Below are 19,935 nucleotides of genomic sequence, written 5' to 3'. Positions count from 1 at the left end.
GTTTGGGACGGGGCACTACCAGCGCAAATATAGTTTTCTTAAAGCAATTACTTCGTTTTGCCAACAAATTACCAACGTGTGATGTTTAATCCCCCCTATGACGAAGATCACACGAGGGGGACGGCCGTGGCGAGCTCGTTCCGCATCTTTCATTGCCACCAGTATTCTTTCCACCACTCTGATCGCAGGGGCCGGGTTCGTCGCGCACGCTGACGAATCCTCCTCGAAGGACCAGGATTTCGGCGTAACGCTGTCCTCCGTTGGTTCCAGCGAGGGCGGGGCCCTCGGTTCCTCCGGCACGGGGAAGGCGCCGGAGCAGGGCGATCATGACGCCTTCTACGACACTGATGGCGTCACCACGACCACTCCGGGTGAGATCCTCAAGACCGAGACTGTGCCTTATAACCCCGCACCGCGGGGCATGAAGGGCTACGTCCCGAAGACCGTCGACCGCATCATGTACACCACCACCAACGCACACGGCGAGCTCACCCCGGTGACTGGCTACATCATGGAGCCGCGCGCCGAGTGGAAGGGTAAGGGCGAGCGCCCGACCGTCATTATCGGCCGCGGCACCGTCGGCCAAGGCGATAAGTGCGCCCCGACCCGCAACTGGCCGCTGCACAACCTCCAGGACCCGGTCCAGAGCGGGCGTGGTGTCAACCTCGAGGGTATCTACGACGTCGCGTTCGCCAAGTACGGCGTGCGCGTCATCGTCACCGACTACATCGGCATGGGCACCGACGAGGTTCACACCTACATGAACCGCCTCGACCAGGCCCACGCGATGATCGACGCGGGCCGCGCGGCGCGCAACATCGTCGAGAAGAATGGCGGGAAGTTCGGGAAGGTCGCCTTCTACGGCCACTCCCAGGGTGGCGGCGCGTCCACCGCGGCCGTCGAGGAGGCCCCGAACTACGGCAAGGACCTCGACGTCGCGGGTGCCTACGCCTCCGCGCCACCGGCAGACCTGAACGCCGTGCAGCAGAATATCGACGGCTCCGACCTGATGGGCGCAATCGGCTTCACCATCAACGGCATGCTGGCCCGCTACCCGGAGCTGCGTCCGCTGCTGGAGGAGCACCTCAACGAGGAAGGTGAGAAGGCCCTGGCCGCGACCGCCGAGATGTGCACCGACGAGATCATGGACAACTTCGGCCACCAGGAGACCCGCAACTGGACCAAGGATGGCCGCTCCCTGACCGAGCTGCTCAAGGACATGCCAGCGGCGCAGAAGGCGCTGGAGGATCAGAAGATCGGTAACGGCAAGCCAGAGGCTCCGGTGATGATCGTCTCCGGTCGCTACGACCGCAACGTCGAGTACAACCAGGCGAAGGTCCTGGCGAAGACCTGGCGCGATAAGGGCGCCAGCGTCGTCTACAAGGATGACTTCATGCCGCCGATCGGCGAGTACAACCACCTCGCCCAGGCTGCAACTGGAGCTCCGTATGGTCTGGACTTCATCATCGCCCGCTTCAACGACCTGCCGGTCAAGGGCGAGGGTGGGAACTACACCACCGAGTCTTCCCTGCAGGGCTCGAGCCAGTCCTCCTCCGAGGGGTATGGACTCCTGGGGTCCAGCCAGCCCTTCCTGGGCAGCTCCGCCCGGGACTAAGTACTAGCCGACGCTAGTGCCAGCGGGTCGCAGGCCGGCGGCTCCGGCGAAGCCCGCAGCGTACGCTGCGGGCTTTTAGCCGTTGAGCTCGCGGCTGGCGATCTCCGCACCCTCGACGAGGGACTGCAGCTTCGCCCATGCGATCTGCTCGTGGAGGCGACCGCCCAGGCCACAGTCCGTCGACGCGATGACGTTCTCCGGGCCGACGAGCTCAGCGAACTGAATGATGCGATCCGCGACCAGGCGCGGGTGCTCCACCACATTCGTGGAGTGGGAGACTACACCCGGGTAGATCACGGTGCCCTCCGGCAGCTTGTGGTCCTGCCAGACACGCCACTCGTGGGCGTGGCGTGGTGAAGCGCCCTCGAAGGAGTAGCCGCCGACCTCGGCGCGCAGGATCTCCTCGACGATATCGCCGAACGGCACGTCGGTGACGTGCGGGCCGTGCCAGGAACCCCAGCAGATGTGCAGGCGGGTCTGCTCGCGCGGCAGATCCTTCACGGCGTGGTTGATGGCGTCCACGCGGGTGCGGATGTACGCCCGGTAGTCCTCGATGGACGGCTCCGGGTTGATCTGGTCCCAGGACTCCGCCAGCGACGGGTCGTCGATGGATACCGTCAGCCCAGCATCGGTGATGGCGCGGTACTCTTCCGCCATCGCGTCGGCACAGGCCCAGACGACGTCCTCATCCGTCTCGTAGTACTCGTTCTTCAGTCGGGCCGCGGACCCCGGGGACAGGGCGGCGACGAAGCCCTCGGTGGCACCGGTCTTCTTCATGGCGTTAGTCAGCAGCTGGACGTCGGTGTCGATCTGGTCCTTGCCGATGTAGGTGATCGGGCCGGTGATCTTCGGGTTACCGACGGAGGCGCGGTTGGTGAGGATGCCGGAGGCCGGGTCCTCGTATGCCTCGCGGAAGAGGGTGCGGTCACGGCGGTCGGCGAAGCTGGTCAGGCGGATGTTGCCCGGCTCGGAACGGATAGCCTCCTGGTTGGCCCAGCGGTCCTCGTCGGTCATGGTCAGCCCACCCAGGCGGGAGAAGCTGTAGTTCCACCAGGCGCCGTAGTCGACGGCACCGCTGGTGACGTGGCCGTATTCGCCCTCGTTGATGATGCTCACGCCCATCTCGTGCTGCTTGGCGACGACCTTGTCGATGGACTCCTGCAGGATGCCCAGGAAGTCCTCACGCTCGATCTCGCCGGCGGCGAACTTGTTATTGACCTCGAGTAGTTCCTTCGTACGCGGCAGGCTGCCGACGTGCGTGGTTTTGATGTTGACGCTCATCGTCTATTTTCGCTTTCCTTGGTCGTGGGGCCAGCGTTGCCACTGGCTGTGGGTGTTGCCCAGTGTATCTATGCCGGGAGACGGCCTGAATGAGTGGGGCTGGTAGACCGCCGGGGCATGCCGGTGCCGCGACCAGAGCCGTGTCTGGGAGGGGGAACTAAGATCGAAGGCATGACCGATGGTGAGAAGAACAGCACTGATCAAAACGCCAAGACCCTGGGGGCCACCCCGAACTCCGATATCGCGAGCCTGCCGGGGGCACACCGCGATGTGCAGGAAGGCGTGGAGCCGCTGACCCCTGCCGAGCAGCTGGTGCAGCTCAATAACTTCTTCGAGGACAACTACCCGGAGATCTTCCGCTCGCTGACGACCGACGAAGGGGCGGAATACATGCAGCAGGGTCAGCCGGTTCCGCAGGAACTTACAGCGGCCACGGAGCGCATGTGGTCGAAGGTCCCGGACTTGCTGACTCACAGCAGCCAGCTGGTGTTGGGCGCAGGTCTGGATCACGCGATGCCGCACGTGGCGTTCTGCCGGGAAGGTATTAGCTCCGCGGCGTGGCCGGTGGGGCAACCTGGCGTCGCCGAGTTTCCGCAGGGCGTGGGCGCGACGGTGCTGCGCCCGGACGAGCCCACCGGTGCGCTCGCGATCTCTCTGCACGGTGGGCCGGGCTGGTTCGGTGATCAGCAGGCGCACGAGCAGCTCTGGCAGCCGTTGTTCGCAGCGCTGGCCCAGCAGTCCGGCGTCACCATCGTGGATCTGACCTATCCGCTGCCCCTGGCTGGCGGCGATGGCGCGCGGGGCTGGGAGGCGACGGTCGCGGCCGTGGGACAGGCCTTCGACGCCGTGCGCGGCAGCGCCGAGGCCCTGGGCTGCGATGAGGCTCGGGCCGGAATCGTGGCATTCGGCTCCGGATTGGTCGCTGCAGCCCAGGCCCTGCGCGAAGCGGCGTGGGTGGCGGCGCTGAGCCCACGTATCGCGGGCCCGCTGGAGGAACTGGAGGGGGAGAAGCTGGGTATTCCGGCACTGCTTTCTATTGCCAGCGAGGACTCGCGCGCCACCCCGGCGGAGCGCGCGGCGAGCTTCGCGAAGTCCGTTTTCTCCGAGGTCGACACCCAGGAGTTCCTGAGTGAGCACATCATCGCTCCGCCGACCGTGTGGCGCGAGCGGGTGAGCGCAGCCGGGCAGTGGCTCTCTCGCCGCTAAGCGTCGATCGCCACACGTCGCGGTAGGGGTGTGATGCTGTTTCGTGCTGGCGTCTTGCAGCTGCTGCTTGGTCGATGTCCCGCCGGCGTCCCTTGGGCGCCATAAGCGCCCCGACGTGGGGAGAGTGACATTACCCCCGCCCTTGGTCTTCGTTGAACAATCCTATAAAGTGACCTAAATCACTGATGGAAAGGTGCGACTATGACCACGAATCCCAACCAGGCTGAAACACAGCCAGGAGCAGCCTCTACCCCAGTGGATAGCACTGACGCCAAGGCTGCTAAGGCAAAGCGTCGGGCCACCCGCGCAACCACTATGGGTGCCATGTTCCTGATGGCCACCAGCGCCATCGGCCCAGGCTTCATCACGCAGACCAGCGTGTTCACCGTCCAGCTGGGCGCCGCCTTCGCCTTCGCGATCCTGGTGTCGATCCTCGTGGACATCGCCATCCAGCTGAACGTCTGGCGCGTCCTCGGTGTCTCCGGGATGCGAGCCAATGAGCTCGGCAACGCGGTCGTCCCAGGCCTCGGCTGGGTCATGGGCGCGTTCGTCTTCGTGGGCGGCCTGATCTTCAATATCGGCAACATCGGTGGCGCGGGCCTCGGCACGAACGCAATGCTCGGCGTCGACCCCATCATCGGTGGCGCGATCTCCGCGCTGGTCGCCGCGCTGGTCTTCCTCTCCAAGTGGGCCGGTGCAGCCCTGGACCGCATCGTCGTGATCCTCGGTGCCCTGATGATCCTGCTGATGATTTACGTGGCCATCGTATCCGCCCCACCCGTCGGTGAGGCGCTGAAGCAGACCGTGGTTCCGGATCAGATCGACTTCGTCATCATCACCACCCTCATCGGCGGAACGGTTGGCGGCTACATCACCTTCTCCGGCGCCCACCGCCTCATCGACTCCGGCCTGACCGGCCCGGAGCACGCCAAGGACATCACCCGCGTCTCCGTCACCGGCATCCTCGTCACCGGCGTGATGCGCACCCTGCTCTTCCTCGCCATCTTCGGCGTCGTCGCTTCCGGTGTGGCCCTGTCCGGCGACAACATCGCCGCCGATGCCTTCCGCGCCGCCGCCGGCGAGATCGGCGTCCGCTTCTTCGGCATCGTCCTGTGGGCTGCCGGCCTGACCTCCGTCATCGGCGCGTCCTTCACCTCCGTGAGCTTCGTGACCACGCAGAAGATCGCACCGCGCACCCGCAACCTGCTGACCCTCGCATTCATCCTGGTCTGTGCCGTCGCCTACGTCATCCTGAACCAGGCGCCGCAGAAGCTGCTGATCTTCGCCGGTGCGTTCAACGGCCTGATCCTGCCGATCGGCTTCGGCGTGGTGCTGTGGGTGGCCTGGCGCCGCCGCGACCTGCTGAAGGGCTACAAGTACCCGGTGTGGCTGTGGTCCATTGGTGCGATCACCTGGCTGCTGACCCTCTGGCTCGGCTGGCGCTCCCTCTCCGGGATCGTCGCCATGTGGGCCTAGGCGAAGAGGAGGTCGAGATGAGTACCAGCACGCACGAGATGTCGCCGGCAGCTGCCCGCGCTGCCTTCCGCGAGGGAGTGGCCGTGCCGACCACCGGTTACTCGGATGGTTACGCGCAGGCCAACCTCATGGTCCTGCCGAAGGAGTACGCCTTCGACTTCCTGCTTTTTGCCCAGCGCAACCCCAAGCCCTGCCCCATCCTCGGGGTGCTCGAGCCGGGTCAGCTGAACTCCGAGCTGCTGCCCGGCGGGGACATCCGCACCGACATCCCGAAGTACCGCGTCTACCGCGACGGTGAGCTGGCAGGCGAGTACCCGGATGTCACCGAGTTCTGGCGCGATGACCTCGTCAGCTTCCTCATCGGCTGCTCATTCACCTTCGAAGGTGCTCTGCTGGATAACGGCATTCCGGTCGCCCATATCGAGCAGGGGCGGAACGTGCCGATGTACAAGACGTCGATCCCGACCGCCCGCGCGGGGAGGTTCCACGGTCCGCTGGTCGTCTCGATGCGGCCGATTCCTGCGTCCCAGATTGCGGACGCCGTCCGTGTGACCTCCCGCTACCCGGCGGTCCACGGTGCGCCGGTGCACGTGGGGGACCCCGCCGCGATCGGTATTAGCGACCTCGCGTCCCCTGACTACGGCGACGCCGTCGAGATCCCGGACGGGCACATCCCGGTGTTCTGGGCCTGTGGTGTGACCCCGCAGGCCGCGGTGATGGAGACCAAGCCCAGCCTGGCGATCGCCCACGCGCCGGGACACATGCTGGTCACCGACGCCCGCGACCTGCAATACCAGGTCCCCTAAAACGCGCCCTTTCGGCGCTAGGGGATAGTGGGGCTAGGGGTTAGTGGAGCCAGGGGGTTAGTGGAGCCAGGGGGTTAGTGGGAGAGGTACTTCTGAACCGCAGTGGGGGTGGAGATGAGCGAGTCCTCGAGTATGTCCGCGGCCTCGTTGAAGTTCATCCTCTCGAGGGCGTTCATGACCTCGCGGTTTTTTGCTACGAAGGGGGCATGAAACTCGGGCTCCGCCTCCAGAACCTGGAGGAAGGCCAGGCGCATCAGCGCGAGGATGCGGTCCATCATGTCCTCGACCATCGAGGAACCCACCCCAGCGACGATGACCCGGTGGAAACGCTGGTTCGCGTCCGCGACCTTCGCGAGGTCGCCCTCCTCCAGAGCCTGTTCCGCCGCGGCGACGATCGTTGAGAGACGGGGGACGTCGACATCCGCGGTGCGCAGTGCATTCGGTTCGATGAAGGCGCGGGCGGTATAGAAGTCCGCGACATCTGCGACCGTGGGCTTGGCGATGAACACGCCTCGGTGGTGGATTCGGGTCACCAGGCCCTGGCTCGCGAGCTCGGCGAAGCCTTCGCGCAGGGTATTTCGGGACACGTCCAAGCGCTCGGCGAGCTGAACCTCGTTGAGCTTTTCCCCCGGCTGATAGCGCCCGCGGGAGATCTCCTGGCGGAGTTGATTGGCGACCGTTTGGGACCTCATGATGAACAATCCTAGGCAACGCCACTCCAGGGCAGGAAGCCAGGAGGCGGTTAAGGGGCAGTGCAGCGCCTAGGAAGAGGCCCCACGGGGAGAATCAACACCCGTGGGGCCTCCTGCAAGGGGAGGGGCTGGCTCCGGTTACGCGCCGTACCCAGCCCGTTCAGAAGCTCTAGCTGATGCGGGCCAGGACCTCACCCTGAGCCACAGAGCCGCCCTCGGCGATATCGGAACGGCGCAGCGTGCCTGCAGCCGGCGCCTTGACCGGGGACTCCATCTTCATCGCTTCGATGATCGCCACGGTGTCGCCCTCCGCGACCTCAGCGCCGTCCTCGACCTTCCAGCTGATAAGCACACCAGCGTAGGGGGAGGTGATGGCATCCGCACCCGCCGGTTCGGATGCAGCGGAACCAGCGGAGCCCTTCGCCGCTGCGGTCTCGGCGCTAACCGCCGAGCCCCGCGCCGGGGCAGCACCCAGCCCGGAGAGCACGCTCATCGGCAGGCCCACCCGGTGCAGCTTGCCGTCGATCTCGATGTTGACCTCCGTGCGTTCCGTGTAGGAGGCTTCCACGTCGGTGTTGCCATCCCCGAAGCCTGGGACGTACTCCTTATCGACCCAGTCCGTGTACACATCCAGGTGATCCTCGGCGAAGGCAGGGTGGTGGATGATGTCCTTGTGGAACGGAATCACCGTACGCACCCCTTCGATCTTCAGACCCCGCAGGGCTTCCTCAGAGCGGCGCAGCGCCGCCTGGCGGTTCGGTCCCCACACGATCAGCTTCGCGATCAGCGAGTCGTAGCTGCCCGGAATGGTGGACCCGGAACGCACGCCGGTATCCACGCGAATGCCGGGGCCAGTCGGCGGTTCGAAGGTCCGGACCAGGCCTGGGCAGGGGACGAAGCCGTTCGCGGCGTCCTCGGCATTGATGCGGAACTCAAAGGCATGGCCGGTCGGGACGGGGTCGGCGTCGAAGGACAGCTCCAGGCCAGCGGCGATGCGGAACTGCTCCTGGACGATGTCCACCCCGGAGACCACCTCGGTGACCGGGTGCTCGACCTGGACGCGGGTGTTGACCTCGAGGAAGGAGACGGTGCCGTCCTCAGCGACGATGAACTCCACCGTGCCCGCGCCGGTGTAGCCCGCCTCGCGGCAGATCTCGCGGGCACCCTCGTAGATGGAAGTGTTCTGCTCATCGGTCAGGAACGGCGCCGGGGCCTCTTCGACGAGCTTCTGGAAGCGGCGCTGCACAGAGCAGTCACGGGTACCGACGATGCGGACATTGCCGTGGGTATCTGCCAACACCTGGGCCTCGACGTGGCGCGGCTTGGTGAGGAACTTCTCCACGTAGCACTCGCCGCGACCGAAGGCTGCCTTAGCCTCGCGACCCGCGGAGGCGAAGCCCTCCTCGATGTCCGCTTCCTCGTGCACGACCTTCAGGCCACGGCCACCGCCACCGAAGGCCGCCTTGATGGCGATTGGCATGCCGTGCTCAGCGGCGAAGTCCCGGGCCTCCTCCCAGCTCTCGATCGGCTGGTCGGTGCCGGGGGCCAGCGGGGCGCCGACCTTGGTAGCCAGTTGGCGGGCCGCGACCTTATCGCCCAGGGTTTCGATGGCCTCCGGGGAGGGGCCGACCCACACCAGCCCGGCGTCCTGCACCGCGCGGGCGAAGTCTGCGTTCTCGGCGAGGAAGCCGTAGCCCGGGTGCACGCAATCCGCCCCGCTGCGGGCCGCAATGTCCAGCAGGGCCGGGATGTTCATGTAGGTATCCGCAGCGGACTCCCCGCGCAGCGGGTAGGCCTCGTCGGCGTAGACCGGGTGCTGGTTATCAGCGTCCGCGTCGGAGTACACCGCCACCGATTCGATGTCCAGGTCGCGGGCGGCGCGCGCGATGCGCACGGCGATTTCGCCACGGTTGGCGATGAGGACCTTCTTCAGCGGAAGTGCTGGGGTCGGTTGTTCGTTGTAGAAGGTGCTCACTGTTCTTCCTCCTGGGTGTCGGTGTTCTGGTCGGTGGGGTTGATCGGCAGTTCTGCCAGCGTGTCGGGGTCGACGGCGCGGAAGGTGACGGTGCTGCCGGGTGGGAGCTGTCCGGCGGCGTCCATGTCCTCTGGGATGACCGTCGCGATGACGGGGTACCCGCCGGTGACGGGGTGGTCGGCGAGGAAGAGTACGGGCAGGCCGTTGGGCGGGACCTGGATGGAGCCGGGCAGCATGCCTTCGCTGGCCAGCTCCTCCTCGCGCTCGCGGGAAAGCTCGGCACCCTCGGGGCCGGTCATGCGCAGCCCGATACGGTTGGACTGGCCGGAGACCTCCCAGGTTGTGCTGAGGAAGTCCTGCACGGTCTGCTCTGCGAACCAGTCGTGACGGGGGCCGAGTACGCAGCGCAGGGTTGCGGCGTTGGTGCTGTCCGCCGGGTTGAGGATCGTGGGGTCCACCGCGGTGCGTGCGGCTCGCCCGGCCTTGAGCGAGTCGCCGTCCGCAAGTGGTGCCGGTCCCATTCCGGATAGGACGTCGCTCGCGGCGGAATCGAGGACGGTGTCCGTGGCGAGTCCGCCGCGGATCGCCACGTAGTTGCGGGCCCCGGTGCCGGTGGGGCGCACGGCGAGCTCCTCGCCCGCGAGCAGCCCGATCGGCTGTGCCAGGGCCTTGGGTACCTTGTGGCCGCTGCGGGTACTGACCTCGACTGTGGCCTCTGCACCGGTAACCGCGAGGACGGTATCCACGTTCGCGGTGATGCGCAGTCCGCCGATGTTCTCGATGACGGCGGCGCTGGAGCTGTTACCCACCGCGGCGTTGGCCGCGCGGGCGCTGGCCCGGTCGAGCGCGCCGGAGCGGGTCACACCAATATCGCCGTGGCCCGGGCGGCCGCGGTCCTGCACGAGGCTGAGCAGGCCGGCGTCCGTGAGGGTCGCGACCGGGCGACCAAGGATCGCCGCCTGGGTGCGGTTGTGCTGGGAGGCCGCCTTGCCGGACCCCGCATTCGAGGACGCCGCGCCGCTGGCCTCGGCGCGGACCGCGCGGTAACGCACGATATCGCCGGGGTTCAGCAACGCCGGGTGTTCGGCGCTTGGGTCCCACATGGGGGTCTTGGTGTGGCCGAGCAGCTGCCAGCCGCCAGGGGACTGGCGGGGGTAGACGGCGGAGAACTCGCCGGCCAGGCCGACCGCGCCCGCGGGCACCGCGGTACGGGGGTTGGCGCGCCGTGGCACGCTCCACTCGAAGTTCTCGGCGCCTTCGCTGGTGCTGGCATCGGCGGGCACGCAGTAGGTGAAGCCCGGGGCGAAGCCGCCGAAGGCGGCCATCCACGCTTGACTGGTGTGGCGGCTGATGAGCTCCTCGGTGCTGATGCCCAGGTGCTCGGCGGTGCTGGCTAGGTCCTCGCCGTCGTAGATCACGTCGATGGTGACCTCGCGTGGAGTGGACTGGCCAGCCGCAGTGGGGGAGAACCCGGCCAGCGTTTCCACTGCGCGCTGGGCATCGCGCGGGGTGGCGAACTCCAGCAGCACGGTGCGGGCAGCGGCGATGGCCGAGGTCTGCCCGGCCAGTGGCTGAGCCGTCAGCGCTGCGTGCCAGGTCATGACCTCTGCGAGCTCGGGGAGGTCGACCAGGAGGGCACGCGTTCCCGCCCGGTGGATGGTTCGAGGCGTCAGTGGTGCGTCGGTCATAGGAAGGACCTCACAGCAATGCCTTCGCTATCCAGGCTGGCAGCGATGTGCTCGGCCATGGCGACCGCGCCGGGGGAGTCCCCGTGGATGCATACGGATTCGGCTCCGATGCTGATCTCGCTGCCGTCCACTGCGGTGAGCGTGCCCTCGGTGGCGAGGCGGAGGACGCGCTCGGCCACGGCGTCCGGGTCGTGGAGGACGGCGTTCGATTCGCGGCGGGAGACCAGGGTGCCGTCCGGGTTGTAATTGCGGTCGGCGAAGGCCTCGCGGACGGTGCGCAGTCCGGCGGCTTCGGCCTTCTCGATCGCGATGGAGCCGGGGAGCAGCAGTAGCGGCAGGTCGCCGAAGGCCTTCACTCCGTCGACGACGGCCTGGGCCTGGGCCTCGTGGTGCACGATCGTGTTATAGAGCGCGCCGTGGGGCTTGACGTAGGAGACCTTGGTGCCGTGGGAACGGGCCAGTGCGTCGAGGGCACCGATTTGGTAGAGCACCTCGTCGGCGAGCTCGGCGGGCGCGTAGTCGATGAAACGGCGGCCGAAGCCGGGCTTGTCGCGGTAGCCGACGTGGGCTCCGATGGTCACGCCGCGCTCGGCGGCGGCCTCAAGGGTTTTGGCGATATCGTGCGGGTCGCCGGCGTGGAAGCCGCAGGCGGTGTTCGCAGAGGAGACGACGCAGATCATGGCGGCGTCGTCACTCACCGGGTTGCCGGCGTTTGATTCTCCCAGATCGGCGTTTAAGTCGATGAACTGCGCGGAGGTCAAAAGGATCAGCTCCTCCAGAAATTGTTGAACAGTACCTCGAGTGTACGCTGCGTCACGTTTCTGGCGAAGCTAAATGCTACTTCTCGGGGTCTTCCCCTTGTAGCTGCCGATGAGGTGCCGGCGAGCTGTTGCCGGCTACGGGCTACTTGCCCTGGTCAGACTTGAGGAGTTGTTCGGCAAGCCCGCGAAGGATGATGATTCCTTCGTGAAGAGCCGCATGCTGCTCCTCGGAGAGCTGCTCGAGGGCTGCGGCAACCACCTCGTCGCGGGCGCGGTTGGCCTTGTCCGCGACCTCTTTGCCGTGCTGGGTGAGTTCGACGCGGACGATGCGTCCGTCCTCCGGCGTCGAGACGCGACGCACGTGTCCCCATCCCTCCAGGCGGGAGACGTGCTGGCTCATTGTCGGCTGGGCGACGTCCTTAATCTCCGCGAGCTCGGACATCGTGAGCGGGCCACCTTCCAGCGCGGTCAGCGTGGCGAGTTGAGAGGTGGTGAGGCCAGAGGCGTGATCGACGCGGCGAAGCATATTGACGCTCGAGCGGATCGATTCGCGCGTCTCGGCGGCGAGGTCAACGAGGCGATCGTTGGGGGTCATGGCACCAGGGCTTTCGGGGCTCAGGTTGTGCCCGCTGGACAGGGGCGGGGTGGTGGGGGCTGTGCGGGGCGGGCTGACCCGACCCGCCGGGACTGACAGTCCCTTTGGTTAGGGTGTTTGTAGCCTACTTGCGTTCGTCGCGCAAAACCACGAGGCTGTGGCGATCCTTCTGGACTTCCTCCCAGCGGTCAATCAGCCCCTCCAGGCGGCGCCACTGATTAGACGGGATCGCCCGCTCGGCGTCCTTCCACACCTTCTCGTCGCTGGTTCCCCAGGCCACCGGCATCGGCAGAACCTCCTGGAAGAGCTCTGAGCGACGGGAACGCTGTGCACCCGTCACCGCCATCGACGGCACCCGAGCCCCGACCTCGCGCGGCACCCCGGGGATGGAGGTCACCGTGCGGGCGGCCAGTGCTGGCTCGATCAGGTTCGGACCCGGGTTGGCCTTCGACTTCGTGCTGGCGTCCACCAGAGAGAGCAGCACCATGTCGCGCGGATTGACCTTCGCGATGACTGCCGGGGCCAGCTGGTACATGTCGTAATACTGCTGCGGGCTGCCCATCGCCTTCGGGAGTGCGGGGATGATGATCCAGCACAGGGCGCCGAAGATACCCAGCGAGATCGTGAACCCGATCGTGCGCCCCTGCCAACCATTGACGGCCACCAGGATGGCGATGATTACAAACATCAGTGCGCCCAGGATCGCGGCGGAAATCTGCAGGCGCTTCGCATCTCGGAAGAACTCATTGTGCTTCCGCGCGTAGTCCTCCTCGACGGGGACATGAAACTCAGTCATTGCTGAAATGTGCCTTCCTTATTAATTATTTTCCACCGGATCCGGCAGGTCCGCCGCATCCATGATGCCGTAGCCATAACCCTGCTCCGCGAGGAAACGCATGCGGTGGGCTGCGTAGTCAGCATCGAGCGTATCCCGCGTGACAACGGTATAGAAAAAGGCGCCACCACCATCCGGCTTCGGCCGCAGAATGCGACCCAAGCGCTGCGCTTCCTCCTGCCGGGAACCAAACGTGCCCGAGATCTGGATCGCCACGCTAGCCCCCGGGAGGTCGATCGAGAAGTTCGCGACCTTAGACACCGCCAGCGTCGTGATCTCCCCATCCCGGAACTGCTGATAGAGCTTTTCCCGCTTCGCGGTGCTGGTCTTGCCGTCGATGACCGGCACGTCCAGCTCCTCGGCGATCTCCTCCAGCTGGTCCACGTAGGCGCCAATGATCAGCGCAGGCTCCTCAGGGTGCATCGCGAGCAGTTTCTTGACCACGCGGTTCTTCGCCGGGGTGGTGGCCGCCAGCCGGTACTTATCGGACTGCTCGGCGGTCGCATAAACCATTCGTTCGGACTCACTGAGCTGCACCCGCACCTCGGTGCAGTCCGCCGGTGCGATCCACCCCTGCGCCTCGATGTCCTTCCACGGCGCGTCGTAGCGCTTCGGGCCGATGAGGCTGAACACGTCGCCTTCCCGGCCGTCCTCGCGCACCAGGGTGGCGGTGAGCCCCAGACGGCGGCGAGACTGCAGGTCGGAGGTCATGCGGAACACCGGGGCAGGCAGCAGGTGAACCTCGTCGTAAATGATTAAGCCCCAGTCGCGGGAGTCGAACAGCTCCAGCGCCCGGTATTCGCCCTTCGACTTGCGCGTGACCACTTGGTAGGTGGCGATGGTCACGGGGCGGATCTCCTTCTTCTCTCCGGAGTATTCGCCGATTTCATCCTCCGTCAGGGAGGTGCGGCGCACTAGCTCGTCCTTCCACTGCCTGCCCGCGACGGTGTTCGTCACCAGGATCAGGGTGGTGGCCTTTGCCTTGGCCATCGAGGCCGCGCCGACCATCGTCTTGCCCGCACCACATGGCAGCACTACCACGCCCGAGCCGCCTTCCCAGAAGCTATCGGCCGCCATCTCCTGGTAGTCGCGCAGCTGCCATTCTTCGTGTTCCTGCGACAGCTCGATGGGGTGTGCCTCGCCGTCGACGTATCCCGCCAGGTCCTCTGCGGGCCAGCCGACCTTCAGCAGTTCCTGCTTGAGCCTGCCGCGCTCGGAAGGGTGCACAACGATCGAGTCCTCGTCGATCTCTGCGCCCAACATGGGCTTGATCTTTTTGTGACGCCGGATCTCCGTCAGCACAGCCCTGTCCGTCGTCTCTAGCACGAGCCCGTGCGCTGGGTGCTTGATGAGCTTCAGCCGCCCGTAGCGATCCATCGTGTCGGCAATGTCGATGAGCAGCGGCTGCGGGGCGGGGAACCGCGAGTAGGTTTCCAGCACGTCCATGATCTGCTCCGCGTCGTGCCCTGCCGCGCGGGCGTTCCACAGCGCCAGCGGGGTGATGCGGTAGGTGTGCACGTGCTCCGGCGCGCGCTCCAGCTCCGCGAACGGTGCCAGCGCGGTGCGCGCCTCCTGCGCCTGTTCGTGGTCGATTTCCAGCAGCACGGTCTTATCCGACTGCACAATGAGCGGTCCGTTTCCAATGCCCACGCTGTGTGTCACTTCCTTTTTGTTTATCGACGCCACCGCGACGGTGTTGCTCAAGCCAAAGACATCATTTTACGCTGCAGTGGTGCGAACTCGTGCTCCACTATGCTGAGACCCATGATTGCTCAGACGGGAAATCTGCGCCAATGGCAGTATTTCGTGGCTTTAGCGGAGACCGGTAGTTTTACAGCGGCGGCAGCGCGACTGGGAGTGAGTCAGCCGCCTGTCTCCAATGCCATTAAGCGCTTAGAAGCTGGTGTAGGTACACCGCTATTTATCCGAGGGGCGGGGGAAGTGAAACTAACCGAGGCAGGGTTGACCTTGCTTCCATATGCCCGGGTGATTAATCGCGATCTTCAGACTATGCATTCGATGATTGACGGTATCCGAAGTGGTGCGCAAAGCGGGTTTCGTTTGGCCATCAGTAGTGCGCTTCCAAGCGAGATAGGATCGCGTATTGCAGCAAAGGCACAGCAGCATGATGGAGTAGTTTTGTCGTCACTGCCTTCTGTTGAGATTCTTGCCCGTGTTGAAGAAGGCGCTATTCATGCGGGGCTTGTTCAAGCTCCGGTTCCCTTGGGTACTCACCGCAGTGCGAGGCAGTTTTCTCTGTCACGTGATCTAGTGGTGCCGCCGGGGTATTCAAGGTTGGATAAGACCTTGTCTCAATTGAATCTGCTGGTGGAGAACCTGAATGACAATTCAAGTGCAGCCAGTGGTTTGGCGAGAGAGCTATTTCGGTCGGGTGTGTCTTGCGAAATTAATGATTCAGAGGATGCTCTAGGTAGGGGCTTATTGATTGGAAGAGGGGAGGGGATGTCTTTGGTATTTCGCGGTTTTCACCAGTTTGACAATGCTATTGAGCTTCCTTCCCGTTTCGATTTTTCCGTGGATGTAGTGGTTCGCCGAGGTGGGATGGACAATGGCGCCGAGGCCATGGCGGTCGCCGAAAGAATTTGTCGAAGGATTAACCAATGACTGCACGGATGGAGATGGCCCTGGAAAACGTGTTGACGCGGTCGGGGTGTGAGGGATGGTGGTGTGCATCGCGACTGCACGATGGGGTGACTATCGGACGCAAACAAGACGAGAAAATTACGGTGGCATCCTTATATAAAATCCGGCTCCTCCACCTCACTTTGGAAGCGATTCAACGAGGTGATCTGGATCCTCGTCTTCGTGTTGACGTTGCACCGTCCAAAGGAACTTACGAAGGGTATGGGTTCGCTGCCTTTGATGACGCAGTGAACGTGAGTCTCCGAGACTTAATGAAACAAGTCGCATCGGTGTCAGATAACGTGGCCGCCCACGAGATTTTGCGTCTACTGCCTGCGTGGGCTCGAGAAGCATTTCTTAAACGGTTTCCACCTCATTATGACTTGCAAGATCGGAATAGCTTAGTGACGGCGGAGAAACAATTGCGTCAATATGTTCAATCCCAAGGGGGGAGTAGTACAGATATAGCGTTTTCTGCAGTCTCTTCGTTGGCGGAAATAACTAATGACTTGGAACAGGTTTGGAAAGACGATAGTGCAGCGGTACGTCGATCTATGTGTGAACTCTTGGGGTTGCAGGTGTGGCGTCACCGTGTTCCTTCAGGCTTTCCTCCAAGCGGCGTTGATATCTATGGAAAAACGGGCACTGTAGGACTTCTCCATGGTGAAGCTTCGATTATCCAGGTTGAGGGCGAGGAGCCCATTGTGGTGTCCATCATGCTGAAACAGGTGGTGCCAGAACAAGCAATGAGTACTCACGATGGTGCTATTGGCGAAGTGGCTAGACTGCTCGTGGACGCTCTTCGTTAGAATTTCTGCCACTTGAATACACACTTCTACCATCGCCTATATGTGAATGAAATGAGACAATTGCATTATGTGATATTGGTGGCATCCAATGCGTCTCACTTAACGTCACTCCCATGATGACTAAGCACAATCGTTTCCGTCAGTCGGTGATTGCACTCTGTTCGCTCTCCGCAGTGATGTTGAGCAGCTGTTCAGCTCTACCGTGGGAATCAGACTCAGACGTATTTCTCAAAGCTTTCAACGCGGGAGATGACAGCAAGGCTGCACGGTATCTGGATCATCCAGACCCGGAGCGCGCCCTTCATGAATTTCGGCAGTCACTTCATGGTGTGAAGGTCAACATCGAAAAATCTGATATTTCCAATGGAAAGCAGAATACTCATGTGACTTGGTCCAAAGATGGTGTGGAGTTGGAGAGCAATGGTCGGCTCGTCCTTAGTGGACAGGATGGTAAGCCTCAATGGTTGCCTTCGATCTTCGAAGCTCAGTTGAGCGATGATTCCGCACTCTTTTTTGCTGAAGATAAACAGTACGATCTTCCAATTAAAGATCGCTTGGGCAATGAATATATGACCTGGACGAAAGTTATTCAGGTACGAGGTCGCAAAGATATAGCCTCTAGAGCGCAGGAATTGGCCCAGATTTTTGCACCAGTGTCTCCCACAACGACTAAGGAGTGGATCGAGCAGACCTTGGGAGAGTCTCAGGATGAAGACACCGTGCTCCTCACTTTGAGGCAGGAAGAATTCCGGAAGATACAAGAGCAACTTAGGACCTTTGAGGGAATTTCCACTGTGGAGCAGGGGCGTCTCTTAAGCGTGTCCAAAACTCTTAACTCTCCGATGGATGCTGAATTGAACAAATATTGGGAGTCAGTGCTCGATGCTAATTCAGGATGGTCGATACGCGCTGAGAGTTCACAAGGTATGACGACGGTAGCCTCTGAGCCGCCTCGCCGAGTTCAGCCAATCGCAACCACTCTGGATAACACACTGCAAAGCGCAGCAAAACAAGCAGTGGACAGTGAGCAACGTGCCGCAGTTCTAGTCGTGCTCAATCCTAGAACAGGAGGTGTCCTTGCCGTTGCACAAAATGACAAGGCAAATAACCAAGGGCCAATCGCACTCACCGGGCTATTCCCACCGGGATCGACGTTCAAAACTGTGACCACAGCGGCGGCACTAGAGGCAGGGGCAGTCAGCATGGATGAGGAACTACCTTGTCCTAGCAATATCACCGTCGCTGGACGCAAGATTCCCAACGATCATGACTTCGATCTAGGTAGCGTTCGACTGGAAGAAGCTTTCGCCCAATCATGTAACACAACCCAAGCGGTCATTTCGGATCGTTTGGGAGAAGATGATCTGCAACGGACTGCTTTAGAACTCGGAATTGGCTCCGACTTCGACGTACCAGGGATGACCACACTTACTGGTTCGGTGCCGCGGACACCGGCTGGAGCTCCTCGTGTGGAGGCTTCTATTGGACAGGGCGAGGTTCTAGCTAGTCCATTTGGGATTGCGCTCATGCAATCGACTGTCGCTAACGGCGGCTTGCTTGTTCCTCCACAGCTCATTCAAGGCGAACAGACAGTAGTGAATAAACAGGCAGACCAGCATGTCAGCGATACAACTATTCAAAGCCTCCGGACGATGATGAAATCAACAATTGACCACGGTTCAGCTAGGTCGTTGAGTGATCTTAGTGCACTTAGCGGAAAGACTGGTACAGCAGAAATTGATGGCAAGCTTTCCAATGGCTGGTTCGCTGGAACGACAGGGGAATTGGCGATTGCGTCCCTTGTAATCGAAGGAGATTCTTCTCAGCCAGCTGTGGAAATGGCCGGGCGTTTCCTTCGCTCGCCGGATGTTCAGAAATTCTCTGGAATTCAATAAACTTGCGTCATAACCTCTAGCACGGCACGTCCACCGCAGCGATGCGGTGGGGTTGGATCGTGAGGCTCTCCCCGGTGGATTCGAGCACCGCGGAGATGGTGGAGGGGGTCATCATCACGATGGAGATCCAGTCATGGCTGGTGGCACCCGCATAGTCCACGTAGTGCAGGCGCACCTGTGTGCCCGCGGTATAGGCGCGGCGCAGCTCGGACATGATCTCCCGCGGCGAGCGGAAGGTCCGGGTGTCCGAGGCCTTCGTGCCGTCCGCCGGGTCCACGGCGATGGCCTGGTCGTGGGCGCGGCGAAAACCCTCCACGGCGCCGTCGATCTCCGAGGCGATCTCGGTGGAGTCCCCAGTGATGTCCATGATGTTGCGCTGGGGAGTATCCACGCGAGACGGGACACGAGCCGAGTGGGGTTCGGTGGCGGAGCCCTGCTGGAATGCCCTGGTGGCGTCGTCAATCAAATACCGCAGGGACTGGGGAACGGACGAGAGACCGCCGGGGGACATGCGATCCAGGAAGGCCTCGATGTCCTTCCATGGGGCGTCATAGCGCTTCGGCCCGATCAGGCTGAATACGTCGCCTTCGCGGCCGTCCTCGCGCACCAGGGTGGCGGTGAGCCCCAGACGGCGGCGAGACTGCAGGTCGGAGGTCATGCGGAACACCGGGGCAGGCAGCAGGTGAACCTCGTCGTAAATGATTAAGCCCCAGTCGCGGGAGTCGAACAGCTCCAGCGCCCGGTATTCGCCCTTCGACTTGCGCGTGACCACTTGGTAGGTGGCGATGGTCACGGGGCGGATCTCCTTCTTCTCTCCGGAGTATTCGCCGATTTCATCCTCCGTCAGGGAGGTGCGGCGCACTAGCTCGTCCTTCCACTGCCTGCCCGCGACGGTGTTCGTCACCAGGATCAGGGTGGTGGCCTTTGCCTTGGCCATCGAGGCCGCGCCGACCATCGTCTTGCCCGCACCACATGGCAGCACTACCACGCCCGAGCCGCCTTCCCAGAAGCTATCGGCCGCCATCTCCTGGTAGTCGCGCAGCTGCCATTCTTCGTGTTCCTGCGACAGCTCGATGGGGTGTGCCTCGCCGTCGACGTATCCCGCCAGGTCCTCTGCGGGCCAGCCGACCTTCAGCAGTTCCTGCTTGAGCCTGCCGCGCTCGGAAGGGTGCACAACGATCGAGTCCTCGTCGATCTCTGCGCCCAACATGGGCTTGATCTTTTTGTGACGCCGGATCTCCGTCAGCACAGCCCTGTCCGTCGTCTCTAGCACGAGCCCGTGCGCTGGGTGCTTGATGAGCTTCAGCCGCCCGTAGCGATCCATCGTGTCGGCAATGTCGATGAGCAGCGGCTGCGGGGCGGGGAACCGCGAGTAGGTTTCCAGCACGTCCATGATCTGCTCCGCGTCGTGCCCTGCCGCGCGGGCGTTCCACAGCGCCAGCGGGGTGATGCGGTAGGTGTGCACGTGCTCCGGGGCGCGCTCCAGTTCCGCGAACGGGGCCAGCGCGGTGCGCGCCTCCTGCGCCTTCGGGTGGTCGATCTCGAGCAGCACGGTCTTATCCGACTGCACGATCAAGGGGCCGTCGCCGATGGGCAAAGCCGTTGTCCTTTCCTTGGAAGACGTGTGACCCGGCGGTGCGGAAAACGGTCGCGCCGGG

16 protein-coding genes are annotated in these 19,935 nt (G+C 63.3%); 7 read left to right on the top strand and 9 right to left on the bottom strand.

Annotation, left to right across the window (positions count from 1 at the left end):
• The first annotated feature begins 97 nt into the window (after nt 1-97).
• Nucleotides 98-1,615, top strand: coding sequence for a lipase family protein (locus CU_RS07955; protein WP_012360821.1), 1,518 nt, complete (start codon nt 98-100; stop codon nt 1,613-1,615).
• Between the two features lie 75 nt (nt 1,616-1,690).
• On the opposite strand, the gene CU_RS07950 is transcribed toward CU_RS07955, so the two are convergent.
• Complete coding sequence (locus CU_RS07950) at nt 1,691-2,896, bottom strand: cobalamin-independent methionine synthase II family protein (protein WP_012360820.1); 1,206 nt, start codon at nt 2,894-2,896, stop codon at nt 1,691-1,693.
• Between the two features lie 171 nt (nt 2,897-3,067).
• Between CU_RS07950 and CU_RS07945 the strand changes: the two genes are divergently transcribed.
• From CU_RS07945 to CU_RS07935, 3 genes are all read left to right on the top strand, one after another.
• Nucleotides 3,068-4,102, top strand: a complete 1,035-nt coding sequence (locus tag CU_RS07945; RefSeq protein ID WP_231837641.1) for a hypothetical protein — start codon at nt 3,068-3,070, stop codon at nt 4,100-4,102.
• A gap of 201 nt (nt 4,103-4,303) precedes the next feature.
• A complete protein-coding gene (locus tag CU_RS07940; RefSeq protein ID WP_012360818.1) occupies nt 4,304-5,578 on the top strand; it encodes an NRAMP family divalent metal transporter in 1,275 nt (424 codons plus the stop codon).
• 17 nt (nt 5,579-5,595) lie between these two features.
• Nucleotides 5,596-6,384, top strand: a complete 789-nt coding sequence (locus CU_RS07935) for a putative hydro-lyase (RefSeq protein WP_012360817.1) — start codon at nt 5,596-5,598, stop codon at nt 6,382-6,384.
• Between the two features lie 74 nt (nt 6,385-6,458).
• On the opposite strand, the gene CU_RS07930 is transcribed toward CU_RS07935, so the two are convergent.
• The 7 genes from CU_RS07930 to CU_RS07900 all read right to left on the bottom strand — a co-directional run bounded on the left by CU_RS07930 (nt 6,459) and on the right by CU_RS07900 (nt 14,580).
• Nucleotides 6,459-7,076, bottom strand: a complete 618-nt coding sequence (locus CU_RS07930; protein WP_012360816.1) for a GntR family transcriptional regulator — start codon at nt 7,074-7,076, stop codon at nt 6,459-6,461.
• A 169-nt stretch (nt 7,077-7,245) separates the two neighbouring features.
• Complete coding sequence (locus tag CU_RS07925; RefSeq protein WP_012360815.1) at nt 7,246-9,051, bottom strand: acetyl/propionyl/methylcrotonyl-CoA carboxylase subunit alpha; 1,806 nt, start codon at nt 9,049-9,051, stop codon at nt 7,246-7,248.
• Nucleotides 9,048-10,739, bottom strand: coding sequence for a 5-oxoprolinase subunit B/C family protein (locus tag CU_RS07920; RefSeq protein WP_012360814.1), 1,692 nt, complete (start codon nt 10,737-10,739; stop codon nt 9,048-9,050). Before CU_RS07920 ends, CU_RS07925 begins: the two co-directional genes overlap by 4 nt.
• Entirely contained in the window at nt 10,736-11,500 is a 765-nt protein-coding gene (locus CU_RS07915; RefSeq protein WP_012360813.1) for a LamB/YcsF family protein, read from the bottom strand. The genes CU_RS07920 and CU_RS07915 overlap by 4 nt, the downstream gene beginning before the upstream one ends.
• Nucleotides 11,501-11,642: 142 nt before the next feature.
• Nucleotides 11,643-12,095 (bottom strand): MarR family winged helix-turn-helix transcriptional regulator, encoded by a 453-nt coding sequence (locus CU_RS07910; RefSeq protein WP_012360812.1) that lies wholly within the window; start codon nt 12,093-12,095, stop codon nt 11,643-11,645.
• A 124-nt stretch (nt 12,096-12,219) separates the two neighbouring features.
• Entirely contained in the window at nt 12,220-12,891 is a 672-nt protein-coding gene (locus CU_RS07905) for a DUF3239 domain-containing protein (RefSeq protein WP_012360811.1), read from the bottom strand.
• Nucleotides 12,892-12,912: 21 nt separating this feature from the next.
• Nucleotides 12,913-14,580 carry a DNA repair helicase XPB gene (locus CU_RS07900; protein WP_012360810.1) on the bottom strand — a complete coding sequence of 556 codons (1,668 nt, stop codon included), beginning with the start codon at nt 14,578-14,580 and terminating at the stop codon, nt 12,913-12,915.
• A gap of 114 nt (nt 14,581-14,694) precedes the next feature.
• Here CU_RS07900 and CU_RS10420 point away from each other — a divergent pair, with 114 nt between their 5' ends.
• From CU_RS10420 to pbp2m, 3 genes are all read left to right on the top strand, one after another.
• Complete coding sequence (locus tag CU_RS10420; protein ID WP_012360809.1) at nt 14,695-15,555, top strand: LysR family transcriptional regulator; 861 nt, start codon at nt 14,695-14,697, stop codon at nt 15,553-15,555.
• Nucleotides 15,552-16,382: a serine hydrolase gene (locus CU_RS10415; protein WP_012360808.1), complete on the top strand. Its 831-nt coding sequence runs from the start codon at nt 15,552-15,554 to the stop codon at nt 16,380-16,382. The genes CU_RS10420 and CU_RS10415 overlap by 4 nt, the downstream gene beginning before the upstream one ends.
• Before the next feature lie 113 nt (nt 16,383-16,495).
• Complete coding sequence (pbp2m, locus tag CU_RS10410) at nt 16,496-18,277, top strand: penicillin-binding protein PBP2M (RefSeq protein ID WP_012360807.1); 1,782 nt, start codon at nt 16,496-16,498, stop codon at nt 18,275-18,277.
• Between the two features lie 16 nt (nt 18,278-18,293).
• Here pbp2m and CU_RS07885 read toward each other — a convergent pair whose 3' ends face one another.
• Nucleotides 18,294-19,874 (bottom strand): helicase-associated domain-containing protein, encoded by a 1,581-nt coding sequence (locus CU_RS07885; protein WP_012360806.1) that lies wholly within the window; start codon nt 19,872-19,874, stop codon nt 18,294-18,296.
• Nucleotides 19,875-19,935 lie beyond the last annotated feature (61 nt).

This window comes from Corynebacterium urealyticum DSM 7109, assembly GCF_000069945.1.
Lineage (GTDB): Bacteria > Actinomycetota > Actinomycetes > Mycobacteriales > Mycobacteriaceae > Corynebacterium > Corynebacterium urealyticum.
Note: the sequence above shows the minus strand (reverse complement) of the source record. Positions and strands in the feature narration are given on the sequence as shown.